This is a genomic window from Treponema sp. OMZ 790, from assembly GCF_024181285.1.
In the GTDB taxonomy this organism is placed as follows: Bacteria; Spirochaetota; Spirochaetia; order Treponematales; family Treponemataceae; genus Treponema_B.
This window is the reverse complement of record NZ_CP051201.1, coordinates 1,726,401-1,741,084: the sequence shown is the minus strand read 5'-3', so window position 1 is coordinate 1,741,084 and position 14,684 is coordinate 1,726,401. Positions and strand designations below refer to the sequence as shown.

The following is a 14,684-nucleotide window of genomic DNA, read 5'->3' as shown; positions in this document are numbered from 1 at the left end:
TTTATGCTCCTAGCTTAAAGTGAATGGCATACACCGGTTTGTCGATGTTTAAATCAGTATCTTTGCCGCTTACGATTTCAATTCCGACAATTTGAGCGGTCATATATTTTTTTGTATACCCCAGCCGTAAAATACAAGGACAGTTCAAGGCTCCTGCTCTATTCATAAACTCATTTTTAAAACGAGTTTCCCAATAGGGTTTTACTTCACGATATTCTATTGTTTTCTCCCCGTTTTTTATTTTTTCGTACCATTCTTTTTTCATTGGAAAAATTAACATTTTGCTTCTCCCTCCTATTTCAATAATCTTTTCAGGTTTTTCTTTTGTACAACTTTTGTGAAAGTTTCAAGTTCCGCAATAAGCTCTAGTATTTTTTTCTTTCGGCGGCTCGATAAGATATATAAGAGCAAAAGCTCCATCGCTTATTTCCTCCCTATCGATACAGTAGTCTATTTGAAATCTATAAATTTGGCTTTCATCATAAATTTCTGTAACTATCCCTATGTCCTGTTCATTGTTATTTTTCACAGCTTCTTTTAAGTATTTTAAGCTCCATTCATAAAAGCATTTACTCCCAATTTTGACTTCATCGGCATTTACCGCCGTATATACTTTGTTAATGTCAAACTTCATAATTTATACCTCCACCTACTCACTAACTGTCTTTATTTCAAGGTCTAGAATTCTAGCTATTATTAGCTCTAAAGTTCTCCCTTCGGATTTGTAGTCATTTTCAATCAATGCGATTGCCAGATTTTTATTCCGCACCATAACTTCAATACACTTCCTTATACACTTCTTCCAGCTCCATTTTTCATTGCAAAACATAACGGGCGAGACTACGCTATAACCCGCTTCGATAAGTCTTGTTCCTGCTTCTTCAAAGTCTTGTTTGTAATGCGGGTTGTTGCTTATCGCTCCGCATAAATAAAGCTGTTTCATTTTTTAAGCCTCCGTTTTATCATCTGTTTCGTACTTTTTCCCGCAAAAAGGGCAGTAGCTATAGACTATATAGCTTTCGGTTTTATTTTTGTAAAATCCGCCCGCCTTATTCTTTTGGCGATACTTAAAATAGCTTACAAGTTTTTGTTCCATTGTTTCTAAACTCCATACAACGCCTTGTAATTCCAGCTCATCATCTCCTAAGTTTTCTTTTAATTTTTTTGTAACATCTTCAATACAATTACACATTTTTCCCTCGCCCTAAATCAAATACGGCGTACATTCCGTTAATATTTTTGTTTTAGCCGCTTCACAAAAATTCTTCTTAATTTCAAAACCGTAAGCTCTGCGGTTTAAATTCTTTGCCGCTAAAAGCGTTGTGGCCGCTTCCTGCGACGGGGTCAATTACTACATCGTTCTCGTCCGTGAAAATGCGGATTAAGTTTTCAATTACCTTTACGGGTTTTTGCGTCGGGTGAACTTTCGGAAGCTCATTATCACGAACCCAATCGAAGCAATTAAAAATCATTCGCCCGTCATTATTGAATTTGGGTAATTTTTCACGGTAGAATAAAACCGCATATTCACAGTTCCCGACAATCCGCATATTTGCTTTTAAGACTTGAGCAGAAAAGTTTTTACGAAATACGAGATTGATGTAATTATTAAGCCCGTATTTTCTTGCAAGCTGTATAAGCTCAAATTGCTGTTCAAAAGCACAGAATACAATCATACATGGTGCTTTGCCTTTTTCTTTCGGCTCTTTAATTAACATCTTGCTGCAAAAGTGCATAAACTCGGGCGGTCTAAAATTTTTGTCCGTATCAAAAAACTGTTTGCCCGCAAGCTCCGATTCGCCGTTTGCATTGTCTCCATCGATATACCAGCTCGGATTACTGCCGTATGCGTTCTTCCCGATGTTGTACGGAATATCGGCGATGATTAACTGTGCTTTCGGAATTCCGTATACTTTGTAATTTTGAAAATGGTCATTAAATAATTGTATGCGTTCCATATTCTATTCCTGTAAAATTATACCTAAGTCAGCCGCCAATAAATGCGCCGCTTCTATCAGCTTTGCACATTCATCGGTGCTGCAATCCCGTTCCCTTTGAGGGATTATCTGTCCGCCGATTGTGTTGTAGGGAAACCCCATATTCTCGACGGCTATCATCTTGACGGCGGATTTTACACTTTCGTAATCGTTGCCTGTTTCGTTGCATATCTGCATTATATGCCCGTTCAAGTGGTGGTTTTGCGAGTCATCTCCCGTCGTTCTCGGTCGCTTAGGCGGCTGTAGTGTAACGAGTACAAAGTCATTATGTTTATCTCGACACTTGCGGAGTTCGCTTTTTATACGCTCGCTTGCCCCTGCGTCTGTGGGCGGCTCAAAAGCTATCCGCCCCGCAATCGTTGAACGCTTTAATACATATTGCACCATAGCCGCTCGCTCCTTTAGAAGATGTCTAATCCTTGCTGTTGAGGGATGCCGACTTCTTCCGGCTGAACAATACGAAGACGATTTTGACGCTCTTCTATGATGATGTCTATAAGCTCTGCGGCGGTCTTGTCCTTCCGCATATCGCTATAGGCTTTCATTTCGTCCTTTGAAAAAAGCGGCTTGCCTGTTAAATCTTTAGAGCTTAACAGTTTTGCAATCGCTTCTTTCTCGGCGGGGGTTGTTTCGCCGCCTTTCGGCTCAAAAGCTAGCTTTGCGGCCTCTTGCGGTTTTGTCGGTTGCTTAGGCTCCACCACCTCGCCGTCGAATGTGTCTTTTATGGTCTGGACCTTCGGCGGTAATTCGGTGGGTGTTTCTCTGTACTTGGAACCGTCCCAGAGCCCTGCGTAAATATCAGCTGCAACGCCTAGCATTTTTAGGGCGGTGCTGAATGCGTCCGTTACTGCCATTTTATAACCTTCATCATTGCTCACGGGGTTTCCCTTTTCGATAGCAACTAGCTTACTGCCTCCGATACCCTCTATCGGATCGCTCCAGTTTTCGCCGTCTTTAACAAAAACCGAAACTTTAGCAAATGCTAAAACCTCATCGCCTGCGCCTTGCTCCGTCCATAGCTTTTGGACTTCATATCTCCAGCCGATACCTACAAGCCCGAATTTTTCTGTCATTGCCTTATACCGCCATTGTGGGTTAATGTCGGTCTTGCCTTTTAACTTTCCCGCTTGTATTTCACGCAGTGCGTCTTTTGGAGGGCGGGCTAGTGATTTGTATATGTCGATTGCATTTTCCATTTTTAGCCCTCCTTAAAACGGTATTTCTTCTTGGAAGTCGTCATCACTTCTTGCGTCCGTGTAGCCTTGAGATTGCTGCGGGGTTTCTGCATTCTTACCGCCGAGCAGTTGTACCTGATTTGCGATAATGCAAACCTTACTATACTTCTGTCCGTCTTTCTCCCAGCGTTGCTGTTCTAAGTAACCTTGTACCGCTATCTGTTTACCTTTGCCTAAATAAGGGCTGATATTCTCGGCTGTCTTACCCCAGACGGTAACATCGAAAAATGAAACCTTATCGCTCCACTCGCCGCCGCTCTTTTGGCTGCGGTTGACTGCGATACTTAAATTAAGGCGGGCCGTGCCGCCTGTTGTATAAGCTAGCTCTCCATCACGGGTTAATCGCCCGATAATTGTTAAAGTATTGAGGTCTGTCATTTTTCCGCCTCCTGCTGATTTTTATAAAAATTACAAAAATCTTTGCATAAGCAATAATCGCCGCATTTTCTGCTGACTGCGGGGCGGTGCTCTATGTAGTGGCTGGTGCCTAATTCTTGTGCACATATTTCGGCGTCGATTTCTTTGTCAAATACCCGTACCGCCGTTTTTCGGCCTTGCTTCATAACCGCCCATTTGTCATTATCCGCCCATCGTTCCTCGGCAGTGCAAGGGGGTATCTCGTTATCAGCCATTTTTTCGGCCGCTTCGATTTCGAGAACCTTTGCAAGGACCCGTTCTCCCGCTTGCTCCAATTCTTCAGGCGTTACTTCAAACTCGTAAACGAATACGGGCGATTGCGGATAGCTTTTGTCGATTTTGGCCTTGCTCTTTGAGTGGTCTTTTAATAGGGCTATAAATCGGCAACGCCTTACATCTAGTCCGCTTCGCTTCAAAAGCCAAGCATAGGTCATTCCTTGTTTGTACCAGTCTGAAAAATCGGATTTCATAATTTTATAAACGCTAGCCGTCTTCCAGTCGTTTATAGTGCCGGTCTTCATGTCGTAGCTGTCTACTATGCCGGTTACATGACTTTGAGAAACCGCAACATCAAATTTTTCTTCGTGAAAATTATCGTCTTGAATTTTTTCAAAAAGCTCATGCACTGCCGAACCCCAGACCGCCCAGACGTTATCCGCTGCGTCGGTTTCGAATTCGTCCCAGTGCCGTTCCTGTAGGATGATTTCTTTCGTGCCCTTGTTGAGTGTGGTCGCCGAATAACAGCCCGCTTTATTGTGCCGCTCTACACTTACGGCTTTAACAAAGGCTTCGGGAAGGTGTAATTTATTCGTTACTTTCATCGCCCGCCCCCTCTGTTGTTCCTGCTTCTATTGCTCGAACGACTACGACATACTCATTGTCTTCGTTTTGCTGAACTTGAAGCACTTCAAAATATTCATCTTCCGCTGAATAACCTTTTAACTTTTCACAGATTTTGTAAATTGCATTTTTCATTTTTCGCACCTCTTAAATATTTTTTTAAAGCCTCCGACGTTGCGCACCGCTAAAGGCTTATTGAAGCGTGCGGGAGTTGAACCCGCCAGCGGTCTAGCCGCTTACACCCTGTGTGCCCGCTCCCATTTACTCGCCGTCATCGAACGGAAAACTTTCCGCTTTTTTCTTTTCTGCCACGGCTAGCTCTATATCTAGTTTCTTGATGGTTCTGTTGACCCAGTCCATTGCTTCATACCAGCCTTTTGCAAAGTGTAAATCTCGGCCTTTCTCTTTGTAGTAGAAAAGGCTGTTCTTCTCGTTGTCCACTACGCCAGCCCACAGCTTCGTGAATTTTTCATAATCATCGCTAGCCGTTACTTCGTTTAGCGTGGATACAACTTCCCGCAATCTGGAAAGTTTGATTGAACAATCTCCATCACTATCAAAGAACGGCGGTATCCGATTTTCCGTACCGTCAAATTCTTCATCGAGGATATAACCGATGTTTCGCATTGTGTTTTTATATGAGCGCACACCGGCTAGAAAGCCTTGTAAATTCGCTATCTTGTTGCCGTTCTCCTCGGTCTGGAGTATCTTTTCTTTCTCCCACGCTGTGTAGTTTAATTGCTGAATTAGTGTCAGCAAAATCTCCGGTGTTTCCACCTGTCTCAATTCTTCTTGCATATTCCGCACCTCCTAAATGCAATTGTTTGCTTGTAGCAAGGCTAAAGCCTCATTGCCGCTTCGGGCAACGAAAGCTATACCACCCTTCCTGTTGATGTCGTCTATCCGCTCTTTTTGAGCGGGCGATAACCTGCCGCCCTTCGGTCTCTTGCACTCGATAGCCACGAACCGCCCGTGTTTGTCGTAGCCCTCAAAGTCGCAAGTCCCCGCTTCGGCTGTCTTGATATAGCGGCGGCTCCGCCCCTCGCCGATTTTAAAACAGCCCGTGTTTATTCGTTGTAGTTTAATGCCCGTAGCGTCGATTATTTGTTTTACCTGCTGAATTACGAGCTTTTCGGGCATATCTAAAGCTTTGCTAAGACTCATATCCGCCCTCTCTCTATGGCTATGTCTGCCCATTGTTTTGATTTTTCTGTGTTGATTTGGTAGCTGTTTTCGTCATTGTTTCTAAGAGCTTCACCTGCCATATCGATATAGCGGTTCATCGTTGCTATAGCCCTTAATATCCCCTTGCCTCTTTCCTCTCGGTAAAAATCCACCTTTCGGCGGAACTCAAAGGGTGTGTTTGCTGTGTCATCTTGATTTGTTTTGAAGTTCAATATGCCGTTTTTAATCATTGCGGTAACGCCTCGATAGGTCAGGTAAATGCCTGATTTGTCAGCCGTTCCCTTGCAGGTGTAATCTCTGCCATTCTCTTTTTGCCACTTGGCAAAGAGGTTTTTGAATTGAGACCTGCCGATTTTTCGCTCGGCATAAGCGGTGATGATGTCTTGCGGGTAATTTGTCATTTTGCAGCCCCCTAGCTAAAAAGAAAGCCGGCTCGGATTGCTGCATTATCCTTGCCGGCTTAATTTACGAGTTACCGCATGTTAGTCGCTCGTACCGAAACAGGCGACTAGTTAATGCAGCCAAAACTAGGCGCCCTTCCTACCCCGTTTGACTACTTTTTCGCCTGTTGTTAATAACACTCTTTTACGGCATTGACATTTATTTTAAATTTATGCTATACTACTATTTCTAATATTCCGTAGTGCTGGCGGATAAATTAAGGAGATAAGGCTTATGCCTACAATTAATCAATTGATAAAGAAGGGGCGAAAATCGGCAGCAGTTAAGACAAAGAGTCCTGCCTTGCAGTCTTGCCCTCAAAAGCGCGGTGTCTGCACCAGCGTTAAAACAATTACGCCTAAAAAACCGAACTCGGCCTTAAGAAAGGTTGCCCGTATCCGTTTAAGTAACGGAATTGAAGTAACGGCCTATATTCCGGGTATCGGACACAATTTGCAGGAACACTCTGTTGTTCTCGTAAGAGGCGGACGTGTTAAGGACCTCCCGGGTGTACGCTATCACATTGTACGCGGTACCAAAGATGCTCTCGGTGTAGAAGACAGAAAACGAGGCCGCTCCAAGTATGGAGCTAAAAAGCCTAAGGCTTAAGGGGTAGAAAATGGGTAGAGGAAAAATTGCTACAAGACGCCCTGCGGCTCCTGATTCAAAATATAACAGCGTGGTAGTTACCCGCTTTATCGGAAGAATGATGCTTTCAGGTAAAAAGAGTATTACTACAAAAATAATGTATGATTCTTTCGATAAAATCAAAGAAAAAACCGGTGAAGAACCCTTGGCTGTTTTTTCAAAGGCCTTGGACAACGTAAAACCGGTTGTTGAAGTAAAATCCCGCCGAGTAGGAGGCGCTACTTATCAGGTTCCTATGGATATTCCGGAAGGAAGACGGGAAGCCTTGGCTATGCGCTGGATCATCGGTGCTGCCAGAAAAAGAAGCGGTCACGAAATGTCGGAAAGATTAGCCTCAGAGCTCATCGATGCCTATAACAATACGGGCACCGCCTTCAAAAAGAAAGAAGAAGTCCACAGAATGGCCGAAGCAAACAAAGCTTTTGCTCACTTCAGGTGGTAGTACAAAAGGGAGTTCAGACTGCGAGCTCCCTTTTTTTATAAGCAGATTTTTATAGGCCCTCTTGTATATTATTTTATTTTTTATTATACTGTAACGTCTTATATTTTGAAAAGTATAACTGCTTTTCGTTTTTTATGAAAACATTTAGGAGAAACCCGGCTGTTTGCTCCTAAAAATCTATAAAGATGAGGTATTGATTATGGGTAATGATATTTCTAAGATGAGAAATATCGGTATTAGTGCACACATTGACTCCGGTAAAACCACTCTTTCGGAACGAATTCTTTTTTATTGTGATAGAATTCATGCTTTGCATGAAGTCCGCGGAAAAGACGGTGTGGGTGCTACGATGGATAATATGGAGCTCGAAAAGGAACGAGGTATAACGATTCAGTCGGCTTCAACTCAGGTTAAATGGAAGGATTATACGGTTAACGTAATTGACACTCCCGGGCACGTAGACTTCACAATTGAAGTTGAACGTTCATTGCGCGTTTTGGACGGAGCTATCTTGGTTCTTTGCTCTGTAGGAGGTGTTCAGTCCCAGTCTATCACTGTTGACAGGCAGTTAAAACGTTACCATGTTCCCCGAATTGCATTTGTAAATAAGTGTGACAGAACAGGAGCAAACCCCTTTAAGGTCAGAATGCAGCTTAGGGAAAAACTAGGCCTTAATGCTTACATGATGCAGATTCCTATCGGTTTGGAAGATAAACTTGAAGGCGTTGTAGACCTTGTTACAATGAAGGCCATGTATTTTGAAGGCGAAAACGGTACCCAAATCCGTATGGCAGAAATCCCTCAGCATCTTTTGGCAGATGCCCAAAAATACAGGGAAGAAATGATTGATGCCGCTACCATGTTCTCGGATGAATTGGCGGAAGCCTTTTTGGAAGGTGCCGAAACAGAAGAAATGATCAGAGCCGCCGTCAGAAAGGGAACTCTTGCAGAACAGTTTGTTCCCGTTTTCCTCGGTTCGGCTTATAAAAATAAGGGAATCCAGCCTCTTTTGGATGCTGTAGGTTATTATCTCCCCGATCCGACCGAAATTGAAAATACGGCTTTAAATATCGATGAAGATGAAAAGCCCGTCGTGCTCGGTACGGATGAAAACGCTCCCGTAGTTGCTTTAGGCTTTAAGCTTGAAGACGGAAAGTACGGACAGCTTACCTATGTCCGTGTTTATCAGGGAACTTTAAAGAAAGGTGAAGAACTCTTTAATACCCGTGCCCGAAAGAAGTTTAAGGTCGGACGCTTGGTTCGAATGAACTCCGCAACTATGGAAGATATCAACGAAGGCGGCCCCGGCGACATTGTAGCTCTTTTCGGTATTGACTGTGCTTCAGGAGATACCTTCTGCGGAGGCAATTTGAACTACGCCATGAGCTCCATGTATGTTCCGGATCCGGTTATCTCTCTTTCGCTTACACCGAAAGATAAACAGGCTGCAGATCAGATGTCCAAGGCTCTTAACCGCTTTACAAAGGAAGACCCCACATTCAGAAGCTATGTAGATAAGGAATCAAACCAGACCATCATTCAAGGTATGGGAGAGCTTCACTTGGAAGTTTACATTGAACGAATGAAGAGGGAATATAAGTGCGATGTTGAAACAGGTATGCCTCAGGTTGCTTACCGCGAAGCTATCACTCAAAGAGCCGACTTCAACTATACGCACAAAAAGCAGACAGGCGGTTCAGGTCAGTTCGGCCGCGTTGCAGGCTTTATTGAACCCATTACCGAACAAGATTATGAGTTTGACAATCAGATAAAGGGAGGTGCAATTCCTTCGGAATTTATTCCTTCTTGCGATAAGGGCTTTAAAGAAGCTATAAAGAGAGGAACCCTCATCGGATTCCCGATTGTAGGAACTAAGATTACAATCAACGACGGACAGTCCCACCCTGTAGACTCTTCGGATATGGCCTTCCAAGCTGCTGCAATCGGCGCCTTCCGAGAGGCCTACAAGGCTGCAAAACCTGCCATCCTTGAGCCTATCATGAAGGTTTCTATTGAAGGCCCTCAGGAATTCCAAGGCAATATCTTCGGTCTTATAAACCAAAGACGAGGTATTATTGTTTCATCAACGGAAGATGACAGCTTTACCCGTGTAGATGCCGAAGTTCCTTTAAGTGAAATGTTCGGATTTTCTACAATATTGCGCTCATCCACACAAGGAAAGGCCGAATACTCTATGGAATTTGCCAAGTACGGTAAGGCTCCTGCAAGTATTTCGGAAGAATTGATAAAAGAATACGAAGCTAAAAGGCTTGCAGAAAAGAAATAAGGAGGCGCTGTAATGCTTAAAGAAGATTTGATTGAAAAAAGCCCCATGAGAAAACTTGAGAAAACTCTCGGAGGCGGCTTGGCTGCGGGTGAAGTAGGAGTTGTTACATCAAAAAAAGGTGTAGGGAAAACATCTATCTTAGTTCAATTTGGTTTGGATAAACTCTTACAGGACAAGCCTGTTGTTCATATATCGTTCAGTCAGCATGTGGATTATGCCATAACATGGTATAACGATATGTTTAATGAACTTTCAAAGAAAAAGAATCTCGGCAATGCTCAAGAAGTAAAGGCTCAAGCTTTTTCAAGAAGGATTGTTTTAAACTTCAATCAAGATACGGTAAGGACTACTCAGATTTTAAAAACAATCAGAGCCTTGTCCGAAGGCGGATCTAAACCGTCTGTCGTTATGATTGACGATTTTAACTTTGAAAAAGCCTTGCCTGAAGCAATGCAGGAAATGAGAGCTTTTGCAAAAGAGATGGGTATTGCAGTGTGGTACACGGCAGCTGCCGATGTTTCTTCATTTGAAATCGATAAGAGTTTAAAAAAGTATGTTGATGACATTGATATACTCCTCTATCTTGAAAATGACGGAGACTTTGTAAAGATTAAGACCTTAAAAGAGCATGGAAACGGAGCCTCGGATACAGGTTCTTCTTTTGATGCTAAAACAATGCTTTTAAGCGAAAAATAATTTAAATAGGATAAAAAATAAAACCATGCAGGGCTTATTTTTAAGCTTGCATGGTTTTTTATTTAGAACAATAAAAAAATTACCAAGCCAATTTCTTTTTTACTTCAACCTTGGATACGCCGAAAAGGCGTTTTATTTGTTCTTTTTTATAATTTGAATTGGATAGTTTGTTATACTCGTCAGCAACTTTTTGAAGGTCATCTTCGGATTCCGTATAAACGGCATAGGCTGCGGCAGCTCTAAAAGCTCCGGTTTGGAGAAGCTCGTCAATATTTTTATTCGAATTTTTTGAAAGTCTTGCCTTATCCACTATGGCCGAATTACCGTCATAACCTATTGTATTTATAAAATCCCTTATTTCCATTTTAACCTCCTATAGCGGCTTTATAAAACTATTTTTATAAAATAAAGCCGGCCTTGGTTTTAAAGCCGGCTCGGTTTATGCCTTATACCTTTGTAAAGCTTTCTTTTCCTACTCCGCAAAGGGGACATACCCAATCATCAGGTATATCTTCAAATGCTGTTCCGGGTGCGATACCGCCGTCGGGATCACCTAAGGCCGGGTCATATACATATCCGCACAAATCACATACATATTTATCCATATGTTATACTCCTTAATCGAGTGATAAAACACTCTATATTTCATATAATACACTTTTTTCTATCAATCGGCAAGTAATTTGTTTAAGTTTTCAGATAAATTGATAACATTCTTGTTTGAAGGATCTAAAGCCAATACTTGCCCAAGATAATATTTTGCCTTTTTATAGTCTTTGTTTTTTAGATACCATTCATACATTGCAAAAAGAGAGTTCTTGTTTCGCGGATTTGATAAAAGGCTTGATTGCAGGAAATTAAGATACTCGCTTGGATTCCCCTGTTCCAATTTTGCATTATAGTAGTACAAAATAGATTTAAGTTCTGAATCGGCACCTTTCATTTTTTGATTTATGATTTGTTTTATGCTTTGATAATCTTTTGCAGCATACAAAGTTTCAATATAAAGGTTTATAAAGGCGTTTGAATGATTTTTTGTATTCGAATAAAGCTGCTTTGCAAGATTTAAAGCCTTGGCTGATTGGCCTCCTCCGAGGTATGCCGTTAATAGGATTTCTTTATTTGCATTGCTTGGGTATTTGGCTGTTAAATCTTCTGCCGATTCGACTGCCTGCTTCCAGTTTCCGTTATTGATATCGTTTTTTACCAAAAGGGCCAGGGCTGCTGCATTGTCGGGATAAGCACCCAAAACTTTCCGGATAAAAAAATCTGCCGGTTTATTATCGATTTTGGTCGAAGCTTCAAAACAAATTTCGGCACAGGATAGAAGAACGTTAAAATCTTCAGGATAGTATTTGTATGCTTCCGTTAAAAATTCCGATGCCCGTATAAGGTTCTTATTCCATTCTCTTGTAACACGTGCACGGTATAGAAGATAATTTTTTGCAGTTTTATTTTTTGTTGAATATGCATCCAAAAGTGCGTTCGCTTTTAGGTATTCCTTTTGTTCTATTAAGATTCTTATCCTCAAAAGGAGAGCCGAAATATTTTCGGGTTCTTTTTTTAAAACAGATACGATGTTATCCGAGGCATTGTTTAAATCTTTTTTTGCTATATGGGCTTGAGCATATAAGAGTTTTACTTCGGTATTTTCGGTATATGCGGAATTGAGCGTATCCGCTATTTTTAAGGCTTCGTTTCCGTCTCCGGCTTCTGCCGCAAAGTGTCCGTATTTAAAGCCTGCCGGGTAACAAGAGGAGTCGATTTGCCATGCTTTTTGGTATAACTTAACGGCTTCCGTTAGTTTATTGGTTTTTTCTTTGAAAAGACCTAAAAGGTAATAAACCAAAACGGATTTTGGATTGGATTTTTGAGCCGATATAAGCCTCGACTCAATGTCATCGGCATAGGGGGTAAGAAGAGTTTCAGAAAAATCGTCATAAGTTAAAACCAATGCAGGGATTATCAGGTTTAAAAATCCGTCTTTTTTTGTAGAGGCAGGGTAGAGTCCGCTTTTTACCTCTCTTAAAGCCCTCAGATATGGTTCATCTTCATTGGATATGGGAGGCTTTATACCGTTTGTTTCAAGAGGATATGCCAAATACATTATATCGGCGATTATTTTAAGATAGAGTTTATTTTCGCTTGTAAGCCCTTTACTGTCATTTTGAATAAAAAGAACTGCTTCTTTTAGACTTGCAGGGGATCCTTTTTCGATAAGGGCAGCAAGGTTTGAGTCAAGTCTTTTTTCGGCAAGTTCATCCTTTCCGGGGAGAGAAAGAATAGTGCCTTCACCTATGGGGCGTAAAGTTGATCCGTTTTGCTCAATAGCATCTATTTTGGCGTCTTCAACCGTCGATTTTTTTGTGCTGACACACGAAAAAAAGGCTGTACAACAAAACAAAAGTACAAAAAAGAGGACCAAAAAACGTATTACCGGCAATTTTTTTCTGCAAAGACTCACATAAATATTATAATATATTTTGACAATGTTGCCAATATCTTTTAGCAATCTTAATTGAAAAAATTCGCCCGGCTACGGCTGTGTGTTTAAGTTTATAATATTTACCTAATATCTCAAAAAGGTGAAAAAATGATTTTTTAAGAATTTAAGCCTTGACAACCCAATATGGGTATGATAGGCTCATATTTTGTTTATTACTTATAATTTTGGTACTTGCAAGCGGCTTTTCAAGTGTGCGGAGTAAAAAATACAAAGACGATGCAGGCGTAATGTATGGAATGATATATGATGAGGTGCCTTCTAAAAATCTAACGAGATTTTAAAGGCGTTTTTATATTATTATTTTGGATGGTGGATATGGAATTACCGTTACATGATACAGAGTTGTTATATTTTATAAGTAACCCGCATGGTGAGTTTTTGCAGTTTGTAATTGCTCGAAATGATGGGAAACATAAGATTTTAGCACGGATTTTAGCTGTAGGCATCAAAGATGTGAAGACAATGGGAGCCGAAGATTTGGCTGTGCTTCATGTAAGCTATGGAGATGTTGATTATGCCTATATTGAAGAAGAAAATGATCTTTAAAGGAGAGTATTTGAGTGATTATTATTTGGAAGGTTTCTTTATCGGCGGCAAACATATTCCAAAACCCGGAGACTGGAAAGAAATGAAAATTCTTGAGAATGTAGATGATTGATGATTTTATTGCTAAAAATAAATATTCAATTTTAGTTAAGAAATTCGGGTTACCCTATGTTGTAAACAAATGGAAATAAAGAATGGAGATATGCTTATAATGGATGAAACTTGTATAATAAAAGTAAACAAATATAATGTGGAATATTATGGGAAGAGTTTACAAAAATTATACAAAAGAAATGAAAGAGCAAGCGTGCCGGATGGTGCTTGAAACAAAGATGCCTGTGAAAATGGTAGCCGAGAGGTTTAATGTAGGTTTGCAGCTTCTGTATCGGTGGATAAGTCTGTATGAAACCTATGGAGATGAAGCTTTTGTCGGTTCCGGTAAGCTGCGTAGTGAAGATGCGAAGTTGAAGAAACTACAAAAAGAAAACGAGTATTTGAAACTGGAGAATGAAATCCTAAAAAAACTTCGGGCATACTATGCGGAACAAGAAGCGAACGGGTTAAAATAACCAAACAAGTTTTTCCAAAAGAAAAGGTGAGCATAGTATGCCGAATACTCACAGCTTCGCGCAGTAGCTATTACCGTAAAGAAAAAACGGTGAAAGAAGAAGAAATTGCACTTGAAAAAGCAATCATTTCCACATTTAAAAGAAATGACGGCAATTCAGGAAGGATACGGATAAAAAAAGAGCTCGCCAGTAATGGAATAAGGGTGAGCGAATGGAAAATCAGCCGTATCTTGAAAAAATATGGGTTAATAGCCAAAGGAGGCAGAAAGAAGAGTAAAAAAGCGGTACAGCAGAAGAAAATGCAGAGGAAAGAAAAAATTATGAGGCAGAATTTGATTAAAGATAAGTTTTCCATAACTATACCTAATAAACTGTGGAGTTCTGATATAAGCGAGTTTAGGATAGCAAACAGAAAGCTTTATGTTTGCGCAATAATTGATGTAGGAACAAGGCGTATTGTAGGGTGGGCTATATCTTTACACATGAGGGAGAGCATCGTCCATGATGCTTTTAAAATGGCGCATGGAAGGAACCCTCATCTTGCCGAACAACCTTATTATCATTCTGATGGAGGGGCACAGTTTACCTCGAAAGAGACGACAGAGTTAGTTGAAAAAGCAGGCTTTATCAAAAGTGTTTCACGACCCGGGGTACCGCAGGACAATCAGCCAATAGAGAGCTTTTGGAAGACGATAAAGCGGGAAATGCTTTCAATACGGCATATGAGATTTGATGAGGCAAAGCAGACCATCGTCAAATATATTGAGCTTTATTATAACAGTGCAAGGCTTCATTCGAGCATCGGCTATCAATGCCCGAATGATGTTTACTATAAATTAGCAATTTAACTTGTTCACTTATACTGTACAAGTTTC

At 41.0% G+C, this 14,684-nt stretch carries 23 protein-coding genes; 7 read left to right on the top strand and 16 right to left on the bottom strand.

The features are described from left to right. Position 1 precedes the first annotated feature (1 nt). The 13 genes from E4O01_RS08420 to E4O01_RS08360 all read right to left on the bottom strand — a co-directional run bounded on the left by E4O01_RS08420 (position 2) and on the right by E4O01_RS08360 (position 6,075). Positions 2–280 carry a hypothetical protein gene (locus E4O01_RS08420; RefSeq protein ID WP_253691653.1) on the bottom strand — a complete coding sequence of 93 codons (279 nt, stop codon included), beginning with the start codon at positions 278–280 and terminating at the stop codon, positions 2–4. Positions 281–346: 66 nt separating this feature from the next. After that, positions 347–634 carry a hypothetical protein gene (locus E4O01_RS08415; RefSeq protein ID WP_253691651.1) on the bottom strand — a complete coding sequence of 96 codons (288 nt, stop codon included), beginning with the start codon at positions 632–634 and terminating at the stop codon, positions 347–349. A gap of 15 nt (positions 635–649) precedes the next feature. After that, entirely contained in the window at positions 650–943 is a 294-nt protein-coding gene (locus E4O01_RS08410) for a DUF4406 domain-containing protein (protein WP_253691649.1), read from the bottom strand. Positions 944–946: 3 nt separating this feature from the next. Then, the gene (locus tag E4O01_RS08405; RefSeq protein ID WP_253691648.1) at positions 947–1,192 is read right to left on the bottom strand and encodes a hypothetical protein; all 246 of its coding nucleotides are present in this window, start codon (positions 1,190–1,192) and stop codon (positions 947–949) included. Between the two features lie 82 nt (positions 1,193–1,274). Continuing rightward, positions 1,275–1,958, bottom strand: coding sequence for a DNA methyltransferase (locus E4O01_RS08400; RefSeq protein WP_253691646.1), 684 nt, complete (start codon positions 1,956–1,958; stop codon positions 1,275–1,277). Positions 1,959–1,961: 3 nt separating this feature from the next. Continuing rightward, the gene (locus E4O01_RS08395) at positions 1,962–2,384 is read right to left on the bottom strand and encodes a hypothetical protein (RefSeq protein ID WP_253691644.1); all 423 of its coding nucleotides are present in this window, start codon (positions 2,382–2,384) and stop codon (positions 1,962–1,964) included. A 14-nt stretch (positions 2,385–2,398) separates the two neighbouring features. Then, on the bottom strand, positions 2,399–3,193 hold the full coding sequence (locus E4O01_RS08390; protein ID WP_253691643.1) for a hypothetical protein: 795 nt from the start codon (positions 3,191–3,193) through the stop codon (positions 2,399–2,401). Positions 3,194–3,205: 12 nt separating this feature from the next. After that, on the bottom strand, positions 3,206–3,610 hold the full coding sequence (locus E4O01_RS08385) for a single-stranded DNA-binding protein (protein ID WP_253691641.1): 405 nt from the start codon (positions 3,608–3,610) through the stop codon (positions 3,206–3,208). After that, positions 3,607–4,470 carry a PD-(D/E)XK nuclease family protein gene (locus E4O01_RS08380; RefSeq protein ID WP_253691640.1) on the bottom strand — a complete coding sequence of 288 codons (864 nt, stop codon included), beginning with the start codon at positions 4,468–4,470 and terminating at the stop codon, positions 3,607–3,609. The genes E4O01_RS08385 and E4O01_RS08380 overlap by 4 nt, the downstream gene beginning before the upstream one ends. Beyond that, a complete protein-coding gene (locus E4O01_RS08375) occupies positions 4,454–4,624 on the bottom strand; it encodes a hypothetical protein (RefSeq protein WP_253691638.1) in 171 nt (56 codons plus the stop codon). Before E4O01_RS08375 ends, E4O01_RS08380 begins: the two co-directional genes overlap by 17 nt. A gap of 126 nt (positions 4,625–4,750) precedes the next feature. Beyond that, the gene (locus tag E4O01_RS08370) at positions 4,751–5,287 is read right to left on the bottom strand and encodes a hypothetical protein (RefSeq protein ID WP_253691636.1); all 537 of its coding nucleotides are present in this window, start codon (positions 5,285–5,287) and stop codon (positions 4,751–4,753) included. A gap of 12 nt (positions 5,288–5,299) precedes the next feature. Continuing rightward, positions 5,300–5,653, bottom strand: coding sequence for a VRR-NUC domain-containing protein (locus tag E4O01_RS08365; RefSeq protein WP_253691634.1), 354 nt, complete (start codon positions 5,651–5,653; stop codon positions 5,300–5,302). Beyond that, positions 5,650–6,075, bottom strand: a complete 426-nt coding sequence (locus tag E4O01_RS08360; protein ID WP_253691633.1) for a hypothetical protein — start codon at positions 6,073–6,075, stop codon at positions 5,650–5,652. Before E4O01_RS08360 ends, E4O01_RS08365 begins: the two co-directional genes overlap by 4 nt. A gap of 274 nt (positions 6,076–6,349) precedes the next feature. On the opposite strand from E4O01_RS08360, the gene rpsL reads away from it, so the two are divergent. The 4 genes from rpsL to E4O01_RS08340 all read left to right on the top strand — a co-directional run bounded on the left by rpsL (position 6,350) and on the right by E4O01_RS08340 (position 10,188). After that, positions 6,350–6,724 carry a 30S ribosomal protein S12 gene (gene rpsL, locus E4O01_RS08355; protein WP_253691631.1) on the top strand — a complete coding sequence of 125 codons (375 nt, stop codon included), beginning with the start codon at positions 6,350–6,352 and terminating at the stop codon, positions 6,722–6,724. 10 nt (positions 6,725–6,734) lie between these two features. Then, positions 6,735–7,205 carry a 30S ribosomal protein S7 gene (gene rpsG / locus E4O01_RS08350; RefSeq protein WP_253691630.1) on the top strand — a complete coding sequence of 157 codons (471 nt, stop codon included), beginning with the start codon at positions 6,735–6,737 and terminating at the stop codon, positions 7,203–7,205. 199 nt (positions 7,206–7,404) lie between these two features. Next, on the top strand, positions 7,405–9,492 hold the full coding sequence (gene fusA, locus E4O01_RS08345) for an elongation factor G (RefSeq protein WP_253691628.1): 2,088 nt from the start codon (positions 7,405–7,407) through the stop codon (positions 9,490–9,492). A 12-nt stretch (positions 9,493–9,504) separates the two neighbouring features. Beyond that, positions 9,505–10,188, top strand: a complete 684-nt coding sequence (locus tag E4O01_RS08340) for a hypothetical protein (RefSeq protein WP_253691626.1) — start codon at positions 9,505–9,507, stop codon at positions 10,186–10,188. 79 nt (positions 10,189–10,267) lie between these two features. On the opposite strand, the gene E4O01_RS08335 is transcribed toward E4O01_RS08340, so the two are convergent. From E4O01_RS08335 to E4O01_RS08325, 3 genes are all read right to left on the bottom strand, one after another. Further along, positions 10,268–10,552, bottom strand: a complete 285-nt coding sequence (locus tag E4O01_RS08335) for a hypothetical protein (protein ID WP_253691625.1) — start codon at positions 10,550–10,552, stop codon at positions 10,268–10,270. A gap of 82 nt (positions 10,553–10,634) precedes the next feature. Then, the gene (gene rd / locus E4O01_RS08330) at positions 10,635–10,793 is read right to left on the bottom strand and encodes a rubredoxin (RefSeq protein ID WP_002670545.1); all 159 of its coding nucleotides are present in this window, start codon (positions 10,791–10,793) and stop codon (positions 10,635–10,637) included. A gap of 62 nt (positions 10,794–10,855) precedes the next feature. Next, on the bottom strand, positions 10,856–12,631 hold the full coding sequence (locus tag E4O01_RS08325) for a tetratricopeptide repeat protein (RefSeq protein WP_253691623.1): 1,776 nt from the start codon (positions 12,629–12,631) through the stop codon (positions 10,856–10,858). A 378-nt stretch (positions 12,632–13,009) separates the two neighbouring features. On the opposite strand from E4O01_RS08325, the gene E4O01_RS08320 reads away from it, so the two are divergent. The 3 genes from E4O01_RS08320 to E4O01_RS08310 all read left to right on the top strand — a co-directional run bounded on the left by E4O01_RS08320 (position 13,010) and on the right by E4O01_RS08310 (position 14,657). Beyond that, positions 13,010–13,240, top strand: coding sequence for a hypothetical protein (locus E4O01_RS08320; RefSeq protein ID WP_253691622.1), 231 nt, complete (start codon positions 13,010–13,012; stop codon positions 13,238–13,240). 260 nt (positions 13,241–13,500) lie between these two features. Further along, positions 13,501–13,809, top strand: a complete 309-nt coding sequence (locus tag E4O01_RS08315) for a transposase (RefSeq protein WP_253691621.1) — start codon at positions 13,501–13,503, stop codon at positions 13,807–13,809. Beyond that, the gene (locus tag E4O01_RS08310; protein WP_371819646.1) at positions 13,773–14,657 is read left to right on the top strand and encodes an IS3 family transposase; all 885 of its coding nucleotides are present in this window, start codon (positions 13,773–13,775) and stop codon (positions 14,655–14,657) included. Before E4O01_RS08315 ends, E4O01_RS08310 begins: the two co-directional genes overlap by 37 nt. Positions 14,658–14,684 lie beyond the last annotated feature (27 nt).

Coding starts and splice junctions, on each gene's coding strand:
- E4O01_RS08420 (WP_253691653.1), bottom strand. CDS start 280: ATGTTAATTTTTCCAATGAAAAAAGAATGGTACGAAAAAATAAAAAAC.
- E4O01_RS08415 (WP_253691651.1), bottom strand. CDS start 634: ATGAAGTTTGACATTAACAAAGTATATACGGCGGTAAATGCCGATGAA.
- E4O01_RS08410 (WP_253691649.1), bottom strand. CDS start 943: ATGAAACAGCTTTATTTATGCGGAGCGATAAGCAACAACCCGCATTAC.
- E4O01_RS08405 (WP_253691648.1), bottom strand. CDS start 1,192: ATGTGTAATTGTATTGAAGATGTTACAAAAAAATTAAAAGAAAACTTA.
- E4O01_RS08400 (WP_253691646.1), bottom strand. CDS start 1,958: ATGGAACGCATACAATTATTTAATGACCATTTTCAAAATTACAAAGTA.
- E4O01_RS08395 (WP_253691644.1), bottom strand. CDS start 2,384: ATGGTGCAATATGTATTAAAGCGTTCAACGATTGCGGGGCGGATAGCT.
- E4O01_RS08390 (WP_253691643.1), bottom strand. CDS start 3,193: ATGGAAAATGCAATCGACATATACAAATCACTAGCCCGCCCTCCAAAA.
- E4O01_RS08385 (WP_253691641.1), bottom strand. CDS start 3,610: ATGACAGACCTCAATACTTTAACAATTATCGGGCGATTAACCCGTGAT.
- E4O01_RS08380 (WP_253691640.1), bottom strand. CDS start 4,470: ATGAAAGTAACGAATAAATTACACCTTCCCGAAGCCTTTGTTAAAGCC.
- E4O01_RS08375 (WP_253691638.1), bottom strand. CDS start 4,624: ATGAAAAATGCAATTTACAAAATCTGTGAAAAGTTAAAAGGTTATTCA.
- E4O01_RS08370 (WP_253691636.1), bottom strand. CDS start 5,287: ATGCAAGAAGAATTGAGACAGGTGGAAACACCGGAGATTTTGCTGACA.
- E4O01_RS08365 (WP_253691634.1), bottom strand. CDS start 5,653: ATGAGTCTTAGCAAAGCTTTAGATATGCCCGAAAAGCTCGTAATTCAG.
- E4O01_RS08360 (WP_253691633.1), bottom strand. CDS start 6,075: ATGACAAATTACCCGCAAGACATCATCACCGCTTATGCCGAGCGAAAA.
- rpsL (WP_253691631.1), top strand. CDS start 6,350: ATGCCTACAATTAATCAATTGATAAAGAAGGGGCGAAAATCGGCAGCA.
- rpsG (WP_253691630.1), top strand. CDS start 6,735: ATGGGTAGAGGAAAAATTGCTACAAGACGCCCTGCGGCTCCTGATTCA.
- fusA (WP_253691628.1), top strand. CDS start 7,405: ATGGGTAATGATATTTCTAAGATGAGAAATATCGGTATTAGTGCACAC.
- E4O01_RS08340 (WP_253691626.1), top strand. CDS start 9,505: ATGCTTAAAGAAGATTTGATTGAAAAAAGCCCCATGAGAAAACTTGAG.
- E4O01_RS08335 (WP_253691625.1), bottom strand. CDS start 10,552: ATGGAAATAAGGGATTTTATAAATACAATAGGTTATGACGGTAATTCG.
- rd (WP_002670545.1), bottom strand. CDS start 10,793: ATGGATAAATATGTATGTGATTTGTGCGGATATGTATATGACCCGGCC.
- E4O01_RS08320 (WP_253691622.1), top strand. CDS start 13,010: ATGGAATTACCGTTACATGATACAGAGTTGTTATATTTTATAAGTAAC.
- E4O01_RS08315 (WP_253691621.1), top strand. CDS start 13,501: ATGGGAAGAGTTTACAAAAATTATACAAAAGAAATGAAAGAGCAAGCG.